This is a genomic window from Lysinibacillus sp. NPDC048646, from assembly GCF_050272295.1.
Lineage (GTDB): Bacteria > Bacillota > Bacilli > Bacillales_A > Planococcaceae > Lysinibacillus.
The window spans coordinates 129,960-153,756 of the sequence record NZ_JBNNLZ010000001.1; the positions used below are offsets into that span (position 1 = coordinate 129,960).

Consider the following 23,797-nt stretch of genomic DNA (forward strand, 5'->3'; position numbering starts at 1 on the left):
GCTAACAGACCCTTAAAAATTTAACTGTGTCTTATTCTGCAACGTGCCATTTGTGAACATCTGTTTGGAAACCAACAGCGTTGATATGCACACCTTGTAGGCGATTATTGATACCATATAAATCTAAGTTTTCCCATAATGGAAGAGCTGGCATTTCTTCGTTGAAGTATTTTTGCCATTCAATATAAACATTTTTACGGAATTCTTTCTCGAATGCATCTTCACTTAAGCCTTCTTTTAATAGTCTTTTGTTTTCAGCGTCTACCCAACGACCATAGTTCCACTCTGCATCATTTGCCCAAAGTCCTGATGGATCAGGGTCAGCACCTGTACTCCAAGAACCAAAGAATGCCTCTAATGCCGCATCATCATTATTTTTCATCTCATTATATAAGTTGAACTCAATTAAAGTACCCGTTGCTAATTCTGTTTTCACACCAATATCATTCCATGCTTGAATAATCGCTTGTGAACGGCCTTCGAAAGCAGCAGGCCCTGCATAGTGACCAAATGAAATTTTGAATGGCTGCCCTTGTGGATCTTCTACGAATCCATCTCCATCTTTATCTACATAACCTGCAGATTTTAGAAGCTCTTTAGCCTTTTCTTGATTAAATTCGTATTGGTTTAATTCAGATTCTTCAGCAGCAATCCAGAAAGTACGTGGAATAACAGTATTCGCAACTTCAGCTTTTCCTTCTAAGAAAGCATCGATCATTGCTGGACGGTTAATTGCATACAATAAAGCTTGACGTAATTCTTTTGATTTGAATTTATCAAAGTCTGCTACATTTGTAAGTGCAGCTTTATCTCGGTGACCAAATCGAAGCCCAATATAAGAGTAGCTTACTCCTGGCGTTTCTTCGATACGAACATTATCTAATGCTGAAAGCTCTTTTACCGATTGCGGTCTAATATCCATGATATCAATTTCGCCGTTTTGGAACGCACCAGCAGCTAACGACGGATCAATTACCTTTACAATTACTCCATCAAGCTGTGGTTTACCTTTCCAGTAATCATCAAAACGCTCTAATTCAGAATACTCTCCATCAACAACCTTTTTCACTTTAAATGGCCCTAAGCCAACAGGATTTTCACGAACTTGCTTGGATTCACCTAAATCCTTAATAGCAATGCCTTCATAGTGTTTCTTTGGCATTGGATATTGCCAAATATTTTCTAAGTTGTTAATTTTCACTTCTTCAAAAGTGATTTTAACCGTGTATGGGTCTACTACTTCAATTCCTTCAATTGAATCAGCTTTCCCCTCTTTTTTTGCCTTTGCCCCTTTAATGTTTTCAGCATAATTATAACGCTCACCATCATAAGCTGGATCTGCTAATGTTTCCAAGGCAAATACCCAGTCATCTACTGTTAACTCCTCACCATTATGCCACTTTACACCTTTTTCGAAAGTGAACGTATACGTTAGTTTATCTTCACTAATATCCCATTTTGCTAAATTTGGCATATATTCTAAATCATCATTTACATCATAGATGCCGTCCATTGAAAAATTCTGGATATAACTATCAACAATACTTCCTGCATAGGCAGGATCAAATACACCTTCAGGCGCTTGGTCAGTACCAAATGTAACGACGCCACCCTCTTTTGCCTCAGTAGTTGTTGGTGCTGGTTCTTCCTTATCTTTCTCTCCCGCTTTTTTAGTTGTAGTTGTGTCGCTATTACATGCTGCTAGGAATAATGCCATAACTAGCATAAGCATGAAAGCCCATAATGCTGATTTTTTCATTCGTTTCCCCCCGTGATTTTTTTATTTTGACATTCATATACATACTCTTTCTTCTCACCTACTTTTAATATAAGTGGCAAGCAACCTTATGCCCAGGCTTCACCTCCTTTAAAGATGGTTTAGTCAATGAACATTCCGCCATTGCCTGTGGACATCTTGGATGGAACGGACACCCTTGAGGAGGATTAGCAGGACTCGGCACATCACCTTGTAAAACTATACGCGTGCTTTTCTTTCTAGGATCAGGTATTGGGATTGCTGATATTAAGGCCTGTGTATAAGGATGCATTGGTTCATCATAAATATGTTCTTTGTCTGCGATTTCAACAATATTTCCCAGATACATAACGCCGATGCGATCACTCATATGTTTTACAACACTTAAGTCATGCGCAATAAATAAAAATGTTAAGTCAAATTCATCTTGCAACTCTTTTAATAGATTAAGAACTTGAGATTGGACAGAAACATCCAAAGCTGATACTGGTTCATCTGCAATAATTAGCTTTGGCCTAAGTGCTAGTGCTCTCGCAATACCAATCCTTTGACGCTGACCTCCTGAAAATTCATGTGCGTATTTGTAATAGGCATCTTCAGGTAAACCTACTTTCCTTAATAACTCCACGACTTCTTTTTTTAATGATTTTAATGATTTATTATGAAAATTCATAATAGGCTCAGAGACAACGCTGCCAACCATCTGCATTGGATTCAGGGATGCATACGGATCCTGAAATACCATTTGTATGTCTTTTCTTATCTCTCTTAAAGATTTTCCTCTTAACTTTGTGATATCCTGACCGTTAAAGATTATTTGTCCATCCGTTGCGTCTAATAATCTTAAAATTGTTCGTCCTGTCGTGGACTTTCCACAGCCTGATTCACCAACTAAACCTAATGTTTCGCCGTTTTTTATTGAAAAAGAAACATTATCTACAGCTTTTACATTGCCTATTGTTTTTCTCAGGAATCCACCTTTTATAGGGTAGTATGTTTTTAACTCTTTTACTTCTAATAAATCTTCTTTGTCGAGTTTGATCGTTGTATCAGTCATGTTGTTACCTCACACCTTCTCTAGGATAGCAACCCTCATATAGTAAGCAGGAGACCTCATGTTCATGGCCTATGTTAGCGAGCTGAGGTGTTACCGTACTACATTCTGCTTTTGCAGACGGGCATCTTTCCACAAATCGGCAACCTGATTTGGGCATATTCTTTAGGGATGGCACAATGCCTTGAATCGTAGTCAATTCCGCTACTTCCTCATCTATTCTAGGAATGGATGCCATTAATAGTTTTGTATACGGGTGCTGTGGCTTGTAAAACAAATTATCAACACTGGTTTTTTCTACAATTTTACCTGCATACATTATGATTACTTCATCGCACATTTCTGCAACTACACCTAAATCATGCGTAATCAATATGATGGACATATCATTTTTTTCTTGAATGCTCTTAAGCAATTCTAGAATTTGGGCTTGAACAGTCACATCTAGTGCTGTAGTAGGCTCATCGGCAATTAAAAGCTGTGGATGACAAGCTATAGCAATGGCAATCATCACTCTTTGTCTCATTCCCCCTGATAATTGATGAGGATATTCATCCACAATTTTTTCAGGTCTTGGAATGCCAACATCTTTTAATAATTCTATCGCTTTCCTTCTAGCCTCTGTCTTTGTGATATTACTATGATTCTGCAAAATCTCTTCAATCTGAAATCCAATTGTAAAAACTGGATTTAAGGAGGTCATAGGCTCTTGGAATATCATACTGATATCTTTGCCTCTAATTTTATTCATGTCATTGTTAGAATGACTTTCTATATTTTTCCCTTGAAATTTTATTTCTCCCCCTGTAATTTGCCCAATCCCATTGGGCAGTAATTGCATAATCGACAGTGACATCACACTTTTTCCACAACCTGATTCGCCCACCACACCAACAATTTGCCGTTTTTTTACTGAAAAAGAAACATCGTCTACGGCATGATATATTTCTCCCTCTATATCAAAGCCTGTTTTAAGGTTTTTCACTTCTAACATTAAGCTCATTTAACATCACACCTTTTAATTTTTTACTGAAACAACCTATGGAATGAATCAAACATTCCGTGTTAAGTAATATCTTTTTTACAAAAAAATCACTTTTAATCATACGATTCATTAATTTAATATTCTGAAAAAATTTTCAATATTGATAAACTTATTTTAAAATCATTTCAAAACAAAAAAGTATCAATTTATAAATCTCTAAAATTTGTAAATAGAATATTATTTTTGTCCTCCAAAGAAAATTAACGCAATGCACTAACTGATATAATATTCTGATAATTAAGCGTACTATCATTTTATCTAGAAATAACACATTTAATCAAGCAAATTTTTACATTCCCTATAAACTTATATACAAAATAAACCATACAACTATTCCAATTTTATTTAATATATTTTTATTTTCCCTAAATGAATATTTGTTCAATTTCCACTTTATTGGCTTAAAGTATCATTTTTTTATTATTTCAATATAGTAAACAATTAAATTATTTCTTATTTCTTTTCCTCATAAAATCTACATTTATTCGGTGTTCTTGACTATTAAAGGTTTTTTGATGATTTTTTATATTTCCCCATATTTATACTTCTTATCTAATCACTATTAATATATAATTTTTTCTATTAACACATTGGTTTCCTGAAGTGAATAATATTACAGTAGAAAAATAATTTAATCTAACTTTTTATAGTGATTTGTTACGGACCTCTTTTTTTTTTTTGCCAAAACATTTAATTCCTTGACCTAAAAATAATGGTGATTCTGTTTTAATTTAAAGAATGTAAAGGTATCTGTTGAAGGGTAACCTTTTATTCAATCTTTTTGGACTAACTTATTTGTGATTCTTTGAATGCCTCCTTGTTGTTTAGCATCGAGTAAATGACCGAAGCATTAATGTGATATCACAACGAGCGCTTTTTCTTGTCCCTTTTAGTTAATGCACGGTCCGAAATCTTGAAACAGCCCAGAGAGCCTCACACATGGCTAATTTAACTTCTTTCAGCAGAAGTCTCCCAACTCTATAGGTGGTGAGATGAATGCGGGTTTAAGTTGCTTTTCAGCGGGTCTACAAACATCCGCTGAAATAAGTTAAAGCCTCCGGCGGATGTCACGGAAATCGGAAAGGAGTTCTTTGTGCAAGCACAAAGCCGATTCCGGACGCAATAATGCCGAGGCATAATTGATTATATAGATTTCCTTTGGGCGTGCATTTACTTTTATTCAAACAAAATTAGCTGTATTTTCCAGTATGCAAAGAGCATGTAGCTTTCAAAACACACGTAAAAAAACTGCAGGAAATTCCTTTTAAGGAATTTGCCTACAGTTTTACATTCTCACACTTAAATATGTGCTATTTAGTTTTTTAATGGAGCATCAGCAGTTAACTCGATGTCTTGATATTGAGTTTCATTTGCATAGTCAACATTATAGTTCTTAACACGTTTATTAACTGGAATTATCTCAGTAATTGCTACAGTTGGAATTGTTGTAGCCTGTTCAAACATATACTCTTCAAACTTTCGGAATGCATCTTTTCGATGATTTAAATCTATAGATTCTTTAGAATCGATATCATCTAAAATTGCAGATAATTCAGGTGATACAAAACGTGAGTAGTTGAATAATGTACCCTCACCATATAAACCTTTTGGAGATGGATTTGTTCCTGTACCCCATGAACCAAAGAACATTTCAATCTCTGGGTCATCTTTTTTAAGTTTATCGCTAAATGAGTTAAACTCCATTAGACGACCAGAAGCTAATTCAACATTGATACCGACTTCTTTCCAGTTTTGGCGGTAGTATTCAATAGTAGATTCTAGAACCTCAGTACCACCTTGTGCACCTAATTTAATTGTAAATGGTTTACCATCTTTGTCTTCACGAATGCCGTCGCCATCAACATCTTTATAGCCTGTTTCATCTAATAATTGTTTCGCCTTTGTAGCATCATGAGTGAAACCTTGCATATCTTTTGTATGGAATGATGCGAATGCTGGAGGAATTAACGTTGTCGCACGTGTATGAATACCATTACTTAATTTTTCGTTAACACCTTCTACATCGATTGCATAAGCTAATGCTTGACGTAATTTTGGATCACTTAATTTTGCATTTTCATCTGTTATGTTAATTCCTTTTGCTTTATCAAATTTACCTAGCTTGAAGCTCAAATAGCTATAAGCTAATTGTGGGCGTGATAGGATTGCTAAGTTCTTTGAATTTTCAATTTGTGTAATCTTAGAACCTGGGAAACCACCAACAGCTATGTCGTAGGTTCCTGAATTTAATGCTTTCGGTAATGTTTCTGGTGAAACTACTTTTACTACAACACCATCGAGTTTAGGTTCACCCTTCCAATAGTGTTCATTTTTAACGAATTTTACTGACTCACCATTAACAATTTTATCGAACTTGAAAGCCCCTAAAGTTACCGGATTTACACGCACCGCATCAGAGCTTACCATTTCTTTCACTGGAATATCTTTTAATTGATGTTTTGGTGCAGCTGAACCCCATAATCCATCACCACCGCTGTAAATTGCTGGTGAAATTGATTTAAACGAAATTTCTAATGTATGATCATCTACTCGTTTTAAACCCGAAATTGTATCTGCTTTCTTATCATGGTACTCTTCAGCACCAACAATATTTTGGAAATCATCATCATAACGTACACCATCATAATCAGGATGACCGATAATTTCATAAGGGAAGATAACATCGTCTATTGTAAATGGCTCTCCATCAGACCATTTTACATTTTCACGTATTTTTACAATTGCTTTATTTGCATCTGCGTCGACCTTTAGAGTTGCAAGACCTTTATCCGTTACTAAAAAGTCACCGTCATTTTCAAAAATAATGTTACTTGCAAATTTCATAATCGATGAGTCATTACTATCTGTGTAGAGTTCTTGTAAGAAAATACCCTTGAACGGTGATGTGCTTGGTAAAGCTGCTTGTAAAACACCACCTTTAATCGGTTCTCCTTCATTCTCTACTTCCATTGGGAAACTACGAGATTCTGTTTTCTTACCAGAATCTTTGCCATCTTTTGAAGATTCTTTGCTTCCACCACTACATGCTGCTAGTGCTAAAACTAGTGTCAATAGTAAAGTCAGCAGAAAAAAACTTTTTTTCTTCATTTACCTTTCCTCCTTAACCTAATCGTTGTCTTGAGTCAGCCGAACGTCGTAACGCTTGACCAACATAATTTATACCAAGCATCATTACTAAAATAAATAATGCTGCAGGTAACCAAATCCACCATTTATCTACTAAAATCTCAGGATCTCTTGCATAGCTTACTAGAGTACCTAAACTTGGTGTTGAAGGTGGTAAGCCATACCCTAAAAATGAAAGACCCGTTTCAGCACCCATATTACCAGCTAGACTTAATGTCAAGTTAACGATAATAATAGAGCTTAAGTTTGGTAGAACTTCTCTAAACATAATTTTAAAATCACTTGTACCCATCGTTTTTGAAGCACTTACATAATCTCGATGAGCCTCAGTTAACGTTTTACTACGAATGAGCCTTGCTTTCCCAATCCAAGCAAATATACTTAATAATATTACGATGTGTATAGGTGAATATTTATCAAGCGTTGAAACAATTGCAATCGTAATCATAAAAGTAGGTAAAATCATAATGAAATCCATAATTCGCATAATAACAAGGTCAACTTTACCTGCGTAATAGCCAGTGATTAAACCCATAGCTATACCGATAACTGCTGCAATAATCGTAATACATATAGCAATAATTAAAGAGTTTTTCGCTCCGATAATTAGTTGTCCAAAAATATCGCGCCCTGCATCATCGGCTCCTAAAATGTATCCATCTACCCCCGGCTCCGCAAAACGACCTAGTAATTTAACTTTCATTACTTCTTCAACATCAATAATAAAGCTAGTAATAAATACTGCTGCTATTAATAATGTTATAAATATTAATGAAAACATCGCTACTTTATCTTTTTTAAACTCGCGCCAAACGACTTGTAAACCTACAGCTGGGCGATGTTGTTCTTCTAATTTTTTCTCTTCTGTTTTATCCATGTAAAGTCACCTCTATTCTTTGCAAGTTAGTCGATACGAATTCGTGGGTCTACGATGCTTAAAATAATATCTGATAACATACTTCCAAGTAACCCCAAGAAACCATACAACACGATAAGTGCTGTGATTACACTATAGTCACGACTCGCAATTGAAGACATGAATAGTTCTCCCATACCTGGATAACTAAAGATTGTTTCAATAAAAATTGTTCCGCCTAATAACCCTGTAACAGTGAATCCAAGGCCTGCTGCAATCGGAATTAATGAATTACGGAAAATATGTCGTGTATATACTTTATTCATTGGTAAACCTTTACTACGCGCTGTTTTTACATAGTCTTGGTTTTTAGCATCAATAATTTCTGAACGTAAATATTGAATGATTGTATACGTCCCCAGAATCGCCATTGTAATAGCAGGTGTAATAATATGATACAATTTATCCCAAAAATAAGCAAAAAAACCTTTTTCTGTTAATATATTTACTGAACCTGATGTTGGTACCCAACCTAATTTATAGCCGAACACATAAATTAAAATTAAACCGAGTACGAACGAAGGTACTGCCATACTTAAAAAGTTATAAAATACGATTCCACGGTCTAAACGAGAATCTTGGTGACGACCTGCCAAAAGCCCTAATGGAATAGCAATTAAATAGGTTAGAATCATTGCAACTAATGATAAGTAGAACGTATTAAGTGCACGTTCACCAATCAGTGATGATACACTACGCTGATAAGTATAGCTTTTTCCAAAGTCACCTTGTATTGCATTTGTCACCCATCTAGCATATTGCTGATACCACGGGTCATTTAAGCCAGCTGCTGCCCGTAACTCCTCAATACGATTAGGATCTGTCTCTGGTCCCATTAAACCTGTAAATGGATCACCCGGCATTAGCTTAGCGATGATAAACACCAACATACTTAAGATAATAATTTGTGGAACCATGATGATGACTCTTCGAAGAACCGTTTTCCACATAATCACATTCCTCCTTCAATCGACGCTAATGCCACGGCATGTGTATCTGAAATTGATTGTAAAGGATAGACTTTTCCGTCCTTATCAAAAAATTTATGCTGATTTTCTTTATAATACTGACTTACTTTCAAACGCTCTTGCTTACGCTCTACACGAGTTTCAGGCTCGATATCTGGGATTGCAGATAGTAAACGGTGTGTATAAATATGACGTGGGTCATTATAAATATCTTCTCTTTTTCCTTTTTCTACGAAACGTCCACGATACATAATATTAATTTCATCACACATATGCTTTACAACACCTAAGTCATGTGAAATGAATAAGTAAGTTACTCCAAATTCCTCTTGTATATCTTGCATAAAGTTTAAAACCTGTGCTTGTACGGATAAATCAAGTGCAGAAACAGGCTCATCTGCAATAATTAATTTGGGACGACACGCCATAGCACGTGCAATACCCAAACGTTGCTTTTGACCACCAGAAAATTCATGAGGATATTTATATTGGGCGTCCTCCTGCATGCCAACAATCGCCAAAAGCTCATTAACTCGTTTTCGTTCTTCCTGCTCACTTAAACGAAGGAAATTTCGAATAGGCTCTGCAATAACATCACGTATACGTTTTCTTGGATTCATACTTGAATGAGAATCTTGGAAAATCATTTGTACGTCACGATTAAATCCTGATTTACCGCTACGACGCATTTTCGTTACATCTTGTCCTTCATAGATGATTTGGCCCGATGTAACTTTTTCTAAACCAATAATTGCCTTCCCTGTTGTTGACTTACCACATCCTGATTCTCCAACAAGACCATAAGTTTTTCCTCTTTCAAACTCCATACTAATGCCATCTACCGCATAAACATGATCTACAATAGTATTGAAGAAACCGCCACGGATAGGATAATGCACACATAAATCTTTAATTTGCATAAAACTCATATTCTATTTTCCCCCATCCGTCTTAAAGTGAAAGTCTTTCCAACACGTACAACGAACGAAATGTTCTGGCCCAACCTCATGTAATATTGGATTTTCCTCATGAACGCTTTCGTCAATCCATGGAATACGTGCTGCAAATCGACAACCTTCACGTGGCAAATTAAATAATGAAGGAACCATACCATGAATAACCTCTAACTTTTCATTTACCTTATGTGTTTGAGGAATAGAGTTCAGTAACGAACGTGTATATGGGTGTTTAGGGTTTCTAAATAACTCAACGACTGGTGCTTCTTCAACAATTTGCCCAGCATACATTACTGCAACACGATCTGCTACTTCAGCTACTACACCTAAGTCATGGGTAATTAACATAATGCCTGACTCTGTTTCTATTTGTAATTCTTTTAATAAATCAAGGATTTGAGCTTGAATCGTTACGTCTAGTGCTGTTGTTGGTTCATCCGCAATAATAAGGGGTGGCTTACATGCAATCGCTGTCGCTATCATTACACGTTGTCGCATACCGCCTGATAATTCATGTGGATATTGCTTATAAATACGTTCCGGGTTATGTATACCTACTTGTTGTAATAACTCCATAACACGTTCACGGCGTTGTGTTTCATTTAAATCCGTATGGTAGATAAGCGGTTCTTCAATTTGGAAACCGATTCTCTTTAACGGATTTAGTGCTGCAAGAGGATCCTGAAAAATAAAACCAACGTCACTTCCGCGTAACTGTGTAAATTGCTGCTCTGTTAACTCTACTAAATTTTTACCTTTATATAATATTTCACCCTCAATTTTTGTGTTGATAGGATTATGTAACCCCACAATTGATGTGGCTAAAGTACTTTTCCCACAACCTGACTCACCTACAATTGCAAGCACTTCATTTTTCCTAACGCGCAAATTAACACCATCTACTGCAGCGAAATACTCGTCTGCTCGCCGAAAACTTGCACGCAAATTATTAATCTCAATAATCATTTCATGATTATTTGTCACACGATTACCTCCCTATCAAATCATACAAAATAATATATTTTTTATAGTAACTACACTTTTAAAAATATAGACGCCGAATTGTAAGCGTTTTAAAATTGAATTGCTTATGTTTATATTTTAGTTTGCTTAATGTATTCAACCCTGCACATTTCAATTTTCTGAAAATTCAAGACAGATTCATCTAAAAATATAATTTGTAATTTATTTTCTATAAGTTGTTTTTTTATGTTCACTCCCTTTTTTAAATTATTTTTCCAACTAAAGAATTATCTGACAATTAATATAACATCATTTTATCTAGAAATAACATGTTAAATCAAGTGAATTTTTAAATTATTGTAAAAATAAATAAAATTTTGATTATACATTATCATCGAAATTGTAAAAAAATAGTGTCATAGTTATTTTTCATTTATAAATCAAAAAAATTTATATCCTACCATTTAATTATTTCAATAAAATATTTAGAATACATAATCATCCATTCAAACCATTTATATAATAGTGTAATCTTGATTGTTGTTATATACTTAAGTTATAGTAATTATTTAAATATAATTTATCTCATTAAAGTATTGCTAGAATAATTTAAAAATTATTACATTCAAAAAATATTCCCCCCTTTTTTCTTCACTTTAAATATACATATCTCTTACAACTTAATTACGATTATTTTCTGTCACTAGCAACTCGTTAAAATTATTTCAATATTAGAAATATTCAAAACATTACATATATAACTGCGTTTCGGTGGTAAAAATTAGGATAAAAAACTTCGCTATGGGATGGGAGCCTAAATTAAATATAAAATTACAATAAGGTTTTTTTCAGAAATCCCTCATTAATTAATTACTAAAGAGGAATTGTGGAATTATTATTCCTATACAAAAAATATTAAGAAAAATAATTCAATAGTAAAATTAGATAATATTTACAGTTTTCACTAATTTGCTTTATTATTTAGGAGAAGAAGAATTGTGAAAATTCAACGATAAGGGGCGTTAAGAATGATCCATATTAAAGATCACCCGCGGAACTTGTCCTCCGTAGTGGAATCAACTTTCTCTCTTTTTTAAAAGAAAAAAGACTGTAAACATACTCGATATTTTTCGAGTGTCTACAGTCTGGAATGGTGGTAAAAAAACATTTATACCACCCTTTTTTAATTAAAGCTCTCCTGCTTTCAATTTAGCATGCCAGTCTTTTAAGAATGGAATATCTTCTTCTTTAATAGCGCCTGATTCGTTTGCTGCTTCAATTAAGTAATCGAAGTTTGTTAATGATACGTATTGAATGCCTGCTTCATCAAAGGCTTGTTCAGCACGTGGTAGATTGTAAGTGTAGACGCAAACAACTCCTAGTACGTCACAACCTGCTGCACGTAAAGCTTCTACTGCTGTAATCGAAGAACCGCCTGTCGAAACAATATCCTCTACGACTACGACTTTTTGACCTGCTGCATATTTACCCTCAATTTGGTTGCCACGGCCATGCTCTTTTGCTTTTGAGCGCACGTAGACCATTGGTAAGTCTAAAATATCACTTACCCAAGCTGCATGTGGAATACCAGCTGTTGCTGTCCCGGCTACAACTTCTGTTCCTGCAAAATTTTCCTTGATCAAAGATGCTAGGCCATTTGCTAATTGTTTACGAATGACAGGATCTGAGATTGTCAGACGTGTATCACAGTATATTGGTGATTTAATGCCTGATGCCCATGTGAATAACTCTGTCGGATTTAATTGGACCGCGCCTACCTTTAACATAGCATGTGCGATTTCGTTTTGTAATGTCATTATTTATGCCTCCCATAATTCGCTTACGATTTTATATGCTGCTACTGGATCTTGTGCCCCTGTTACGGCACGACCAACCACTATTAATGAAGATCCATCATGTTTTGCGCCATCTGGTGTGGCAATGCGTTTTTGGTCATGAGCGTCGCCGCCTGCTAAACGAATACCAGGTGTAACACGTAAGAAATCCTCACCACAGGCTTTTGCAATCGCTTTTGCTTCATGGACCGAGCAGACAACGCCATTTAAACCCGCTTGTTTCGTTAAACTTGCATAATGTAAAACAGATTCCTGTAGTGATAAAGCGATTTTTTGCTCTGCTTGCATTTGCTCTTCAGTTGTCGATGTAAGTTGTGTCACTGCAATTAATGCTGCACGTTCACGACCTACTGGTGTACCTGCTTCTAAGCCTTCTAGGGCCGCCTCCATCATGGGACGTCCGCCAGCAGCATGGACATTTACTAAATCTACACCCAGTTTCGCTAAGCCCTTCATCGCAGAGCCAACTGTGTTTGGAATATCATGTAGCTTTAAATCAAGGAAAATATCATGGCCTAAATCCTTCACCTTCCGCACAATATCTGGACCTTCCTGCATATATAATTCCATGCCAATTTTCACGAAAAGCGGTTCATTAAAATGTTGTAAAAACTTAAAAACTTCCGCTTCACCCGGGAAATCAAGTGCAAGGATTGGTTTTGTATTCATTAACGGTGGCTCCTTCCGATAATTTCTGAAATATACTCGACACCCAATGCGTCAAGCTTTGCAGGTAACTCATCAATAATGTTTGGGCAAACGAAATGGTCGACAAAGTTAGCAGTACCGATTGCAACTGCTGATGCCCCTGCTGACATAAAATCAATGACATCCTGTGCTTCTGTCACGCCACCCATTCCAATTATCGGAATATTGACCGCTTTATACACTTCATAAACCATACGAATCGCAACTGGCTTCACCGCTGGGCCCGATAAACCACCTGTGCCATTTGCAATCACTGGCTTACCTGTGCGCTCGTGTAGTCTCATACCAATTAACGTATTAATCATGGTAATACCGTCTGCACCGCCAGCTTCAACAGCTTTCGCGATGTCTACAATATTCGTGACGTTCGGTGATAATTTTACGTAGACAGGTACTTCAGAAACAGCTTTCACTGCAGCCACAAGTTCACGTGCTGTCTCTGGGTCTGTACCGAATTGAATACCACCGCATTTCACGTTGGGACAAGAAATATTAAGTTCTAGCGCTTTTACATTTGGAGCCGCAGAAATTCGGCGCGCTACTTCCACATAATCTTCAGTTTCAGTACCGGCTACATTCGCAATAATGGGTACATCATAGCTCTCTAAAAACTTTAATTCCTCATTCATTACTTTTTCAATACCTGGGTTTTGTAAGCCAATTGCATTGAGCATACCAGCTGCTGTTTCTGCCACGCGAGGTGTGGGGTTCCCTGGACGTGTTTCTACTGTTGTTGCTTTAATCATAATAGCGCCGAGCTTTGATAAATCATAGAGCTGGGCATATTCACGCCCGAAGCCGAAGCACCCTGACGCTGGCATAATTGGATTTTTCAAATCTAAGCCTGGTATCTGGATTTTTAAACGACTCATAATGCCACCGTACCTTTCGGGAATACTGGACCGTCAGAGCATACTTTGACATAGTCTTTTTCAATTTGATCGGTTGTTTTACATACGCATGCGAAGCAAGCACCAATACCGCATCCCATACGCTCTTCAAATGATAGATAGCCTTCTTTTTCAGGGTAGAAGTCTTCTAATGCTTTTAACATAGGTAAAGGACCACAAGAATAGAACGCATCGAATTCTGGTGCACGTGACTCTAATACGTTTGTGACAAAGCCTTTTGTGCCTTTAGAGCCGTCAACTGTCACGTAGTGTGTTTCCCCAAGTGCATTGAATTCCTCCTCATAGAAACAAACATCCTCCGTTTGGAAGCCTAACACATGAATTGTTTTGACACCACGCGCATTTAATTGTTTTGACAGCTCATGTAATGGCGGTACACCGATACCGCCACCCACTAAAAGTGCTGTGCCACCTTCTTTCACTGCCTCTACAGGGAAACCATTACCGATAGGACCAAGTACATTCACTAGCTGTCCTTCACGGTTTGTCGCTAAAACTTTTGTGCCGCGACCTTCCGCACGATAAATCATTGTAAATTCGTTGTTGTCTTTGTCTATGTTAGCAATACTGATTGGTCGACGTAAAAGCGGCTCCAATGAATCAGACACCTTTACATGGACAAACTGGCCAGGAGTCATATCCTGCACCAGTTCCCCATGAAGTGTCAATTCGAAAATGTTTGTCGCAATTTGCTTTTGTGAGACGACCGTCATTTTCTCTTGACGAATCATATTAGTGTACTACCTCCGCTTTTGGCATTTGTTCTGCTGTGAATGTCATCGACTCGATAACACGTAGCATTGCTTCTGCTGTATCTAGTGAAGTTAGGCAAGGTACGCCGTTTTCTACAGACTCACGACGGATACGGAAGCCATCACGTGCCGGCTGCTTACCTTTTGTTAATGTGTTTACGACTAACTGTGCCTCACCATTTTGAATTAAATCTAGTAAAGTTTGTCCTTTTGCACCAATTTTACCAACAACATCCGTACGCACGCCTGCCGCTTCAAAGCTACGCGCTGTTCCTTCTGTCGCTACAATACGGTAACCTACTGTTGAGAAGCGTTTTGCCAGTGCAATTGCTTCCTCTTTATCTTTATCAGACACTGTGAATAATACGGTGCCTTCTGTGCGAATCTCCATACCAGCTGCAACTAAGCCTTTGTAAAGCGCTTTTTCTAGCGTTGCATCTTTCCCCATTACTTCCCCTGTAGACTTCATTTCAGGGCCTAATGTTATGTCTACTCGGCGTAATTTTGCGAATGAGAATACTGGCACTTTTACAAATACACCTTTTTGCTCAGCCGCTAAGCCCGTTGGATAGCCTTGTTCCACGATTGATTTACCAAGAATCGCTTTCGTTGCAATATTAGCCATTGGAATGTTTGTAATTTTACTTAGGAATGGTACTGTACGAGATGAACGTGGGTTAACCTCGATTACGTACACTTCACCTTGAGATATTACATATTGAATATTCATTAAACCGATGATGCCAAGACCTTTAGCTAGACGCGTTGTATAATCCACTAATGTATCTTTTTGTGCCTGTGTTAATTTTTGTGGTGGGTAGACAGAAATTGAGTCACCAGAGTGAACTCCTGCACGTTCGATATGCTCCATAATACCCGGAATTAACACATTTTCACCGTCACAAATTGCATCAACCTCAATTTCGTTCCCCGTTAAATAACGGTCTACAAGAACGGGATGATCTGGAGATGCTTCTACCGCATTTTCCATATAGTGTTTTAGTTCTTCTTCGTTATATACGATTTCCATTGCACGTCCACCAAGCACGTAAGAAGGACGGACAAGCACCGGGAAGCCAATTTCTTTACCGATGACAATCGCTTCTTCAGCAGAAGTAGCTGTTTTACCAAGTGGCTGTGGAATGCCGATTTCATGTAATGCTTGCTCGAATTTATCACGGTTTTCCGCACGGTCGATATCTTCTAGCGTTGTACCAAGAATTTTCACGCCGTTTGCTTCTAATTTATCTGCAAGGTTAATCGCTGTTTGACCACCGAACTGTACAACAACACCGATTGGTTGCTCAAGATCAACAATATGCATTACATCTTCGATTGTTAATGGCTCGAAGTATAATTTATCGGAAATTGAGAAGTCCGTTGAAACTGTTTCCGGGTTTGAGTTGATGATAATTGCTTCGTAACCTGCTTCTTGGATTGCCCATACAGAGTGTACTGTTGCATAGTCGAACTCTACCCCTTGACCGATACGGATTGGACCTGAACCTAGAACAATTACTGATGGCTTATCAGATTTGATAGATTCATTTTCTTCTTCGTATGTGCCGTAGAAATATGGCGTTTCTGATTCGAATTCTGCTGCACATGTATCTACCATTTTGTACACTGGAATAATGCCGTTTTCTTTACGGTAAGCGTAAATTGCTGATTCCGTTGTATCCCAAAGCTCTGCTATTTTTTTATCTGCAAAGCCAAGACGTTTTGCTGTGCGTAATACCTCTTTATCGTTTTTATTGTTAGCAAGTATTGGCTCCATATCTACGATGTTCTTGAATTTATTTAAGAAGAATAAGTCAATTGCAGACCATTCATGAATTTGCTCGATTGTCACACCACGACGAAGTGCTTCTCCGATAAAGAATAGACGTTCGTCTCCAGCCTTACGGATACGTTTTTCAATCCAAGAATCAGAGTTGTCTTCTGCGTGTTTAAGCTCCAAATGTACTTGACCTGTTTCAAGAGAACGAACTGCTTTCAGCATCGCTTCCTCAAATGTACGACCTAGTGCCATTACTTCACCAGTTGCCTTCATTTGTGTCCCTAGATTACGTTTAGCTGATTCAAATTTATCGAATGGCCAACGTGGAATTTTCGCTACGATGTAGTCAAGTGCTGGCTCGAAGCAAGCGTAAGTTGAGCCTGTTACTGGGTTCTTAATTTCATCTAATGTAAGTCCTACAGCGATTTTAGCCGCAAGTTTCGCAATTGGATAACCTGTTGCTTTAGACGCTAACGCTGAGGAGCGGGATACACGTGGGTTTACTTCGATCACGTAGTAATTGAAACTATATGGATCAAGAGCTAACTGTACGTTACAACCACCTTCGATTCCCAATGCACGAATAATATCGAGTGAAATATTACGGAGCATTTGGTTTTCACGATCAGATAATGTTTGTGTTGGTGCAACTACGATCGAGTCACCAGTGTGAATACCTACTGGGTCAACGTTTTCCATATTACATACGACGATAGCGTTATTTGCTGCATCGCGCATTACTTCATATTCAATTTCTTTATAGCCTGCGATTGATTTTTCTAGTAAACATTGCGTTACAGGTGAATATTTCAGACCTGATGTTACGATTTCTTCTAAGTCTTGATTGTTATAGCAAATACCGCCCCCTGTACCGCCAAGTGTGAAGGCAGGACGGACGATTACTGGGTAGCCTATGCGTGCAACTAACGCATACGCCTCTTCCATGTTATGGATAATGTCTGATTCAGGTACTGGAGCACCTAGCTCATACATTAAGTTACGGAATAAATCACGGTCTTCTGCTTTATGAATGGCATCTAATTTTGTACCTAAAATTTCGATGTTCAGTTCGTTTAATATACCCGATTCGTCTAACTCGATCGCCATGTTTAGACCCGTTTGTCCACCAAGTGTTGGCAGGATTGCATCTGGACGTTCTTTTCGTAAAATACGTGATACGAATTCAAGTGTAATTGGTTCGATGTATACTTTATCTGCAATTTCTGTATCAGTCATGATTGTCGCAGGGTTTGAGTTGATTAAAATAACACGGTAGCCTTCTTCTTTTAATGAAAGACAAGCTTGTGTTCCTGCGTAGTCAAATTCTGCTGCTTGTCCGATTACGATTGGACCTGACCCTATTACTAAAATAGTTTCTATATCTGTACGTTTAGGCATGTTGTTTCCCCTTCCCTGCTTCTACTTCCATCATTTCGATAAATTCATCAAATAAGTGATTTGAATCTTCTGGACCTGGTGATGCTTCTGGATGATATTGTACTGTGAAGATTGGGTATTGCTTATGTCGAACCCCTTCACAAGTCCCGTCATTTAATGCGATATGTGTTAATTCTAAATCTGTGTCTTTTAATGAATCGATATCGATTGCATAGCCGTGATTTTGAGAAGTTAAATCAGTACGACCCGTACGTAAATCTTTTACTGGATGGTTCCCTCCGCGGTGACCGAATGGCAATTTAAAGCTTCGCGCACCACTTGCTAGTGAGAAGATTTGATGACCTAGGCAAATACCAAACATTGGAACTTTTCCAATTAAATTGCGCACTGTTTCAATGCCTTCTTCTACATCCTCTGGGTTACCTGGACCGTTTGAAAGCATAATACCATCTGGATGCCATGCTAAAATTTCTTCTGCAGGTGTATTGTAAGGCACAACAAGTACGTCACAGTCACGTTTATTTAACTCACGTAGAATACCGTGCTTCATCCCATAGTCGATTAACACTACACGCTTGCCACGACCTGGTGATGGATAAGCAGCTTTTGGTGTTACTTCACGAACATGATGTGTGATCGCTGGTGTTACTTGAAGTTTTGCTACGACTTCCTCAACATTTACTTCCTCGTCAGCCGCTGTCAAAATTGCTTTTACTGAACCTTTGTTACGAATAATACGCGTTAATTTACGTGTATCGATGCCTTCAATCCCTGGGATATCCTTTGATGTTAAGTACTCATCTACAGTTAAATCACATCGGAAGTTTGAAGGTTTTTTTGCTAACTCACGCACAACGAATCCACGTATGGCTGGTGTGATAGATTCGAAATCATCGCGGTTAATACCGTAGTTACCGATTAATGGATATGTTAACGTTACAATTTGTCCGTAGAACGAAGGATCTGATATTGTTTCCTGATAACCTGTCATGCCTGTTGTGAACACGACCTCACCTTGTGAAGCTCGCTCACTTCCGAACGCTGTACCTGTGAATACTGTGCCATCTTCTAAAATAAGTAAACGTTTTTTCATTACTCTGCCTCCTGGTATACGATATTACCTTCAAATATTGTTACAACTGGCCAACCCTTAGCAGCCCAGCCGTTGAATGGTGTGTTACGACCTTTTGATACAAAACCTTGTGCATCAATTATTTGTTCTTTCGTTAAATCAATTAAAATCAAGTCTGCAGAAGCACCAACTTCTAATGTTCCGTAGGGTAAGTCAAAAATTTGTGCTGCTTTTACAGTCATCCAATCAATCAATTGCTTTAATGACCATTTACCCGTTTCTACAAACTGTGTGTAGAGCAACGGGAAAGCTGTTTCAAAGCCAACAATACCAAATGGTGCGCCAACCATGCCGCAGCATTTTTCTTCTACTGTATGTGGTGCATGGTCTGTTGCGATGCAGTCAATCGTACCGTCTAATAAGGCTGCATGTAGGGAGTCTTTGTCATCTGCCCCACGTAATGGCGGGTTCATTTTCCAGTTGGCATCATCTGATGGAATATCCATTTCTTCAAGTAATAAGTGATGCGGGCAAACTTCTGCAGTTACGCGGATGCCTGCTGCTTTTGCATCACGTACTGCACGCACAGATTCCTTCGTTGATACGTGACAAACGTGATAGCGTGCGCCTGCTGCTTCTGCAAGAAGAACATCACGGGCAATTTGTACAGATTCACAAATGGATGGAATCCCTGGTAAACCAAGCTCAACGTTACGTTTACCTTCATGCATAACACCATCGTAAATCAGTGAGTTATCTTCACAGTGTGCCACTACGACCATATCGTGCTTGGCAGCATCTTTCATTTGTTCATACATTGTCGAAGCGAGTTGGATGCCAACACCATCATCAGAAAAAGCTACAGCACCTTGAGCTTTTAACTCGTCAATGCTTGTACGAACTTCACCTGAAATATCCTTTGTTAATGAACCATATGGTAATACTCGTATTACTGCACTTTCCTTAATTAAGCCGTTAATAAGTTGCATATTTTCAACTGAGTCAGGTACAGGTTTCGTATTTGGCATGGCACAGATTGTTGTGAAACCACCCTTGGCTGCTGAAGCCGAGCCTGTTGCAATGGTTTCTTTATGTTCGAAACCTGGCTCACGTAAATGCGTGTGCACATCGACAAAACCCGGTGCCACAACCAATCCATTTCCTTCGATGATTTCAGCACCCTCTACATTTACATCTTGTCCAATTGCCGTAATTTTTCCATCGGCCATGGCGATATTTACGGTATTTAGCTCGCCCTGTTCGTTTAACATTTGTACATTTTGAAGTACCTTAGTCATTTTATTCTCTCCCCTTTAAAATTGTTTCAACAATTGCCATACGTGTGAAAACACCATTGCGCACTTGTTCAAAAATTCTTGAACGCTCGCACTCTACTAGCTCAGAGGCAATTTCTACATCGCGATTAAATGGTGCAGGATGCATAATAATCGCTCTATCCTTCATTTGTTTTTCTCGTTCAGTCGTTAAACCATATTTTTCATGATACTCTTCTTTTGAAAAACTTTTGTTAACCTTATGACGTTCATGTTGTACACGAAGTAGTATGATGACATCGCTTATTTCGATTAAATCTTCCCAAGAATGATGTGCTTCAAAGCCACCTGTCCATTCTTCTGGACATAGGAAGTGAACATTTGCCCCTAAACGCTGTAATGCAGTGGCATTTGATTTAGCTACGCGGCTATGCGATATATCGCCAGCAATCGTAATATTCAACCCTTCAAAAGAACCAAACTCTTTTTTAATTGTGTAAAGATCCAGTAGTGATTGTGAAGGATGCTGACCAGCACCATCGCCTGCGTTAATGACCGCGACGTTAATGCCTTCAAGTAATTCATTGTAATATTCATCCTCTTTTGCTCGAATGATTACTGCATCTATACCAATCATTTCCAAAGTCTTTACTGTATCATACATTGTTTCACCCTTTGTTACGCTGGAAAAGCTAGCATCAAACGGGATAACAGTACAGCCAACTTTGCGCTCTGCCATTTCAAAGCTCGTTTTCGTACGTGTACTCGGTTCAAAAAATAAGTTTGCTACATTGTAAGCGCGAGATAACGATGATGCTTCTCCATTTTCAAAAGCCTGCGCACGATTTAGGATGCTGTTAATTTCTTTAGTTGTTAAATGTTCCATCGATAATAAGTTCTTCATCATGTACCTCCATAAGGTTGTGAGTCATGAACGCCTATGTATGACGTTCTATATTATTCAGCAAGCTGAATAATATAAAAGCCCCGCTGATGTCATCAACGAGGCATAAGGAGGCGTGACAAGTTAAAGTAAGAACGCATTCAAACTTTTACCTTGTCCACAACTTCCCCTTTTTTGCCTCTCTGGACAATTCATTAAAAGGTACTACTTATTTAATTAATCATAGTTTGCAACTTCTTTATCTCTTCCCGGTAATGCTAAGTTTAAAATTACACCTATGATGGCGGCTAATGCCATCCCTTCAATGGCAAACGAATCAGTAAATTTAAGCGCCGCACCACCTATTCCGACTACTAAGATAACAGATGCAATAACCATGTTACGATTATTTCCAAAGTCTACGTTGTTTTCAACGAGCATTCGTAAACCACTAGACGCGATAATACCAAACAATAAGATTGAAATTCCACCAAGAACGGCTGTCGGTATTGTCGAAATTAATGCCATTGCTTGCCCAAAGAATGATACGACAATCGCAATGACAGCTGCTCCCATGATAACATAGACGGAGTAAACACGTGTGATTGCTAACACACCGATATTTTCACCGTATGTCGTTTTTGGTGGCCCGCCGATTAAGGAACTCACTAATGTCCCTAAACCGTCCCCTAAAATTGAGCGATGAAGGCCTGGATCTTTTATATAATTTCGATTGACTACTTTCCCCAAAACTAGTTGGTGACCAATATGTTCTGAAATCGTTACGATAACAATCGGTACCATTGCAAGTAAGATTTTAGCAGTAATATTAAATTCGTAGTCTACTCCTGGAATTATGAAATCCGGTGAAGCGAAAAATGCTGCTTCTTTTACTGCTGTGAAATCAACTATTCCGATGATAACTGAATAAATATATCCCACAATTAGCCCCATAAGAATTGGCATCGCACTTAAAATATTTTTGAAGTAAACTGTGAAAATAATCGCTGCAAATAATGTCACAAGTGCTGCAGTGAAATGAAGGAAACTGTATTCTCCATTAACGTTCATCGCCATATTTACGGCTGTTCCTGACAGTCCTAAACCAATGACGATAATAACTGGTGCTACTACGATTGGCGGTAGTAAGCGCATTAACCACTTATACCCTGTTTTCCATATTAATAAAGATACAATACCGTACACTAAGCCGACCGCCATTGCGCCTATCATCGCATTTCCTGGGCTTACACTTGCTCCATCTTCAGTTAAACCATTTGAAGCAATTAGAATTGGCGATATGAAGGCGAATGATGAACCTAAGTAAGCTGGTACTTTAAACTGAGTGACTAATAAGAAAATAAGTGTGGCAATCCCACTTGTTAAAAGAGCAATTGCCGGGCTTAGTCCCACAAGTTGTGGGACTAAGATAGTTGACCCGAACATGGCGAACATATGTTGGAAACTCAATGTCACCAATTGTATTGGGGTTGGTTTATCATGAATATCTAATACTGCCTTTGACATAGGGTTTCCTCACTTTATAGTTAATCTTCTTTATAAATTGTGACGCAATCTTCTCCATCTACCTCTTGTAAATGCACAACGATACGTTCAGTACCTGAAGTTGGCACATTTTTTCCAACGTAGTCTGCTCGAATCGGTAGCTCTCGATGTCCTCTATCGATGAGTACCGCTAGTTGGATTTGTGCAGGTCGTCCTAAATCCATTATCGCATCTAATGCAGCGCGTACTGTACGTCCTGTATATAAGACATCATCGACTAAAATAATTTTTTGATTCGCTACAACGTATTCAATATCTACTTGTTCAACATGCGCTTGTTCGTTATCATGCTTTGTCGATAAATCATCACGGTATAAGGTAATATCTAGCTCCCCTGTTCGAATAGCTTTACCTTCAATTTTTTCAATTCGTTCTGCTAAACGTTTTGCTAGGAAAGCACCACGTGTTTTAATGCCCACTAAAATACATTCATCAATACCTTTATTACGTTCAATAATTTCATGTGCAATACGTGTTAATGCTCTTGTCATAGATGGGCCATCTAATAACTCATTTTTTGTCACGCTTATTTCCTCCCCTCTTCTATTTATTATTGGTCATGTGTTCACTAGCGAAACTTACATCATTAGGAATTCTCTTTAGTCCACCGATCATAACTGAGCAATTCGGGGTTTCGCATCCGTTGCATGGCATAAAAAAACCTCTCGAGGCGAATAGCCTGAGAGGGTTATATACGTGTTCAAATAGCATGTTGAAAAATTTGCAGCACAAATTTTTTGCAACACTATGACATGTACCTTCTCAGCCTCTCTGGACTGTCATTAAAGGTGA

At 38.0% G+C, this 23,797-nt stretch carries 18 protein-coding genes; all 18 read right to left on the minus strand.

Features of this window, described 5'->3' with window-relative positions; translation table 11 throughout:
• Positions 1 to 31: 31 nt before the first annotated feature.
• The 18 genes from opp4A to pyrR all read right to left on the minus strand — a co-directional run bounded on the left by opp4A (position 32) and on the right by pyrR (position 23,496).
• On the minus strand, positions 32 to 1,759 hold the full coding sequence (gene opp4A, locus ACQKII_RS00630) for an oligopeptide ABC transporter substrate-binding protein (protein WP_427455343.1): 1,728 nt from the start codon (positions 1,757 to 1,759) through the stop codon (positions 32 to 34).
• 64 nt (positions 1,760 to 1,823) lie between these two features.
• Entirely contained in the window at positions 1,824 to 2,813 is a 990-nt protein-coding gene (locus ACQKII_RS00635) for an ABC transporter ATP-binding protein (protein ID WP_143997586.1), read from the minus strand.
• A gap of 4 nt (positions 2,814 to 2,817) precedes the next feature.
• On the minus strand, positions 2,818 to 3,813 hold the full coding sequence (locus ACQKII_RS00640) for an ABC transporter ATP-binding protein (RefSeq protein ID WP_427455346.1): 996 nt from the start codon (positions 3,811 to 3,813) through the stop codon (positions 2,818 to 2,820).
• 1,356 nt (positions 3,814 to 5,169) lie between these two features.
• Positions 5,170 to 6,963 carry an oligopeptide ABC transporter substrate-binding protein gene (locus ACQKII_RS00645; RefSeq protein WP_427455348.1) on the minus strand — a complete coding sequence of 598 codons (1,794 nt, stop codon included), beginning with the start codon at positions 6,961 to 6,963 and terminating at the stop codon, positions 5,170 to 5,172.
• A 13-nt stretch (positions 6,964 to 6,976) separates the two neighbouring features.
• Positions 6,977 to 7,879 (minus strand): ABC transporter permease, encoded by a 903-nt coding sequence (locus ACQKII_RS00650; protein WP_143997583.1) that lies wholly within the window; start codon positions 7,877 to 7,879, stop codon positions 6,977 to 6,979.
• A gap of 26 nt (positions 7,880 to 7,905) precedes the next feature.
• Positions 7,906 to 8,868, minus strand: coding sequence for an oligopeptide ABC transporter permease (opp4B, locus tag ACQKII_RS00655; protein ID WP_427455350.1), 963 nt, complete (start codon positions 8,866 to 8,868; stop codon positions 7,906 to 7,908).
• Between the two features lie 2 nt (positions 8,869 to 8,870).
• On the minus strand, positions 8,871 to 9,815 hold the full coding sequence (locus ACQKII_RS00660) for an ATP-binding cassette domain-containing protein (RefSeq protein ID WP_427455352.1): 945 nt from the start codon (positions 9,813 to 9,815) through the stop codon (positions 8,871 to 8,873).
• Positions 9,816 to 9,818: 3 nt separating this feature from the next.
• Complete coding sequence (locus tag ACQKII_RS00665; RefSeq protein ID WP_427455906.1) at positions 9,819 to 10,808, minus strand: ABC transporter ATP-binding protein; 990 nt, start codon at positions 10,806 to 10,808, stop codon at positions 9,819 to 9,821.
• Positions 10,809 to 11,992: 1,184 nt separating this feature from the next.
• A complete protein-coding gene (gene pyrE, locus ACQKII_RS00670; protein WP_427455354.1) occupies positions 11,993 to 12,622 on the minus strand; it encodes an orotate phosphoribosyltransferase in 630 nt (209 codons plus the stop codon).
• Between the two features lie 3 nt (positions 12,623 to 12,625).
• Positions 12,626 to 13,330, minus strand: coding sequence for an orotidine-5'-phosphate decarboxylase (gene pyrF / locus ACQKII_RS00675; RefSeq protein WP_427455356.1), 705 nt, complete (start codon positions 13,328 to 13,330; stop codon positions 12,626 to 12,628).
• Positions 13,330 to 14,241 carry a dihydroorotate dehydrogenase gene (locus ACQKII_RS00680; protein WP_427455358.1) on the minus strand — a complete coding sequence of 304 codons (912 nt, stop codon included), beginning with the start codon at positions 14,239 to 14,241 and terminating at the stop codon, positions 13,330 to 13,332. The genes pyrF and ACQKII_RS00680 overlap by 1 nt, the downstream gene beginning before the upstream one ends.
• Positions 14,238 to 15,011 carry a dihydroorotate dehydrogenase electron transfer subunit gene (locus ACQKII_RS00685; RefSeq protein ID WP_427455360.1) on the minus strand — a complete coding sequence of 258 codons (774 nt, stop codon included), beginning with the start codon at positions 15,009 to 15,011 and terminating at the stop codon, positions 14,238 to 14,240. The genes ACQKII_RS00680 and ACQKII_RS00685 overlap by 4 nt, the downstream gene beginning before the upstream one ends.
• Before the next feature lies 1 nt (position 15,012).
• Positions 15,013 to 18,210, minus strand: a complete 3,198-nt coding sequence (carB, locus tag ACQKII_RS00690; protein ID WP_427455362.1) for a carbamoyl-phosphate synthase large subunit — start codon at positions 18,208 to 18,210, stop codon at positions 15,013 to 15,015.
• Positions 18,203 to 19,303: a carbamoyl phosphate synthase small subunit gene (locus tag ACQKII_RS00695; RefSeq protein ID WP_427455364.1), complete on the minus strand. Its 1,101-nt coding sequence runs from the start codon at positions 19,301 to 19,303 to the stop codon at positions 18,203 to 18,205. The genes carB and ACQKII_RS00695 overlap by 8 nt, the downstream gene beginning before the upstream one ends.
• Positions 19,303 to 20,580 (minus strand): dihydroorotase, encoded by a 1,278-nt coding sequence (locus ACQKII_RS00700; RefSeq protein WP_427455366.1) that lies wholly within the window; start codon positions 20,578 to 20,580, stop codon positions 19,303 to 19,305. Before ACQKII_RS00700 ends, ACQKII_RS00695 begins: the two co-directional genes overlap by 1 nt.
• Position 20,581: 1 nt before the next feature.
• A complete protein-coding gene (locus ACQKII_RS00705; protein WP_427455368.1) occupies positions 20,582 to 21,460 on the minus strand; it encodes an aspartate carbamoyltransferase catalytic subunit in 879 nt (292 codons plus the stop codon).
• A 216-nt stretch (positions 21,461 to 21,676) separates the two neighbouring features.
• The gene (locus tag ACQKII_RS00710; RefSeq protein ID WP_427455370.1) at positions 21,677 to 22,966 is read right to left on the minus strand and encodes a solute carrier family 23 protein; all 1,290 of its coding nucleotides are present in this window, start codon (positions 22,964 to 22,966) and stop codon (positions 21,677 to 21,679) included.
• Between the two features lie 20 nt (positions 22,967 to 22,986).
• Entirely contained in the window at positions 22,987 to 23,496 is a 510-nt protein-coding gene (gene pyrR / locus ACQKII_RS00715; RefSeq protein ID WP_427455908.1) for a bifunctional pyr operon transcriptional regulator/uracil phosphoribosyltransferase PyrR, read from the minus strand.
• Between the last annotated feature and the right edge of the window lie 301 nt (positions 23,497 to 23,797).

Excerpts from the sequence above, each read along its gene's own strand:
- ACQKII_RS00645 (WP_427455348.1), bottom strand. The coding sequence starts at position 6,963 with ATGAAGAAAAAAAGTTTTTTTCTGCTGACTTTACTATTGACACTAGTT.
- pyrE (WP_427455354.1), bottom strand. The coding sequence starts at position 12,622 with ATGACATTACAAAACGAAATCGCACATGCTATGTTAAAGGTAGGCGCG.
- ACQKII_RS00650 (WP_143997583.1), bottom strand. The coding sequence starts at position 7,879 with ATGGATAAAACAGAAGAGAAAAAATTAGAAGAACAACATCGCCCAGCT.
- ACQKII_RS00705 (WP_427455368.1), bottom strand. The coding sequence starts at position 21,460 with ATGAAGAACTTATTATCGATGGAACATTTAACAACTAAAGAAATTAAC.
- pyrF (WP_427455356.1), bottom strand. The coding sequence starts at position 13,330 with ATGAATACAAAACCAATCCTTGCACTTGATTTCCCGGGTGAAGCGGAA.
- opp4A (WP_427455343.1), bottom strand. The coding sequence starts at position 1,759 with ATGAAAAAATCAGCATTATGGGCTTTCATGCTTATGCTAGTTATGGCA.
- ACQKII_RS00660 (WP_427455352.1), bottom strand. The coding sequence starts at position 9,815 with ATGAGTTTTATGCAAATTAAAGATTTATGTGTGCATTATCCTATCCGT.
- ACQKII_RS00710 (WP_427455370.1), bottom strand. The coding sequence starts at position 22,966 with ATGTCAAAGGCAGTATTAGATATTCATGATAAACCAACCCCAATACAA.
- ACQKII_RS00685 (WP_427455360.1), bottom strand. The coding sequence starts at position 15,011 with ATGATTCGTCAAGAGAAAATGACGGTCGTCTCACAAAAGCAAATTGCG.
- carB (WP_427455362.1), bottom strand. The coding sequence starts at position 18,210 with ATGCCTAAACGTACAGATATAGAAACTATTTTAGTAATAGGGTCAGGT.
- opp4B (WP_427455350.1), bottom strand. The coding sequence starts at position 8,868 with ATGTGGAAAACGGTTCTTCGAAGAGTCATCATCATGGTTCCACAAATT.
- pyrR (WP_427455908.1), bottom strand. The coding sequence starts at position 23,496 with ATGACAAGAGCATTAACACGTATTGCACATGAAATTATTGAACGTAAT.
- ACQKII_RS00635 (WP_143997586.1), bottom strand. The coding sequence starts at position 2,813 with ATGACTGATACAACGATCAAACTCGACAAAGAAGATTTATTAGAAGTA.
- ACQKII_RS00665 (WP_427455906.1), bottom strand. The coding sequence starts at position 10,808 with ATGATTATTGAGATTAATAATTTGCGTGCAAGTTTTCGGCGAGCAGAC.
- ACQKII_RS00640 (WP_427455346.1), bottom strand. The coding sequence starts at position 3,813 with ATGAGCTTAATGTTAGAAGTGAAAAACCTTAAAACAGGCTTTGATATA.
- ACQKII_RS00695 (WP_427455364.1), bottom strand. The coding sequence starts at position 19,303 with ATGAAAAAACGTTTACTTATTTTAGAAGATGGCACAGTATTCACAGGT.
- ACQKII_RS00680 (WP_427455358.1), bottom strand. The coding sequence starts at position 14,241 with ATGAGTCGTTTAAAAATCCAGATACCAGGCTTAGATTTGAAAAATCCA.
- ACQKII_RS00700 (WP_427455366.1), bottom strand. The coding sequence starts at position 20,580 with ATGACTAAGGTACTTCAAAATGTACAAATGTTAAACGAACAGGGCGAG.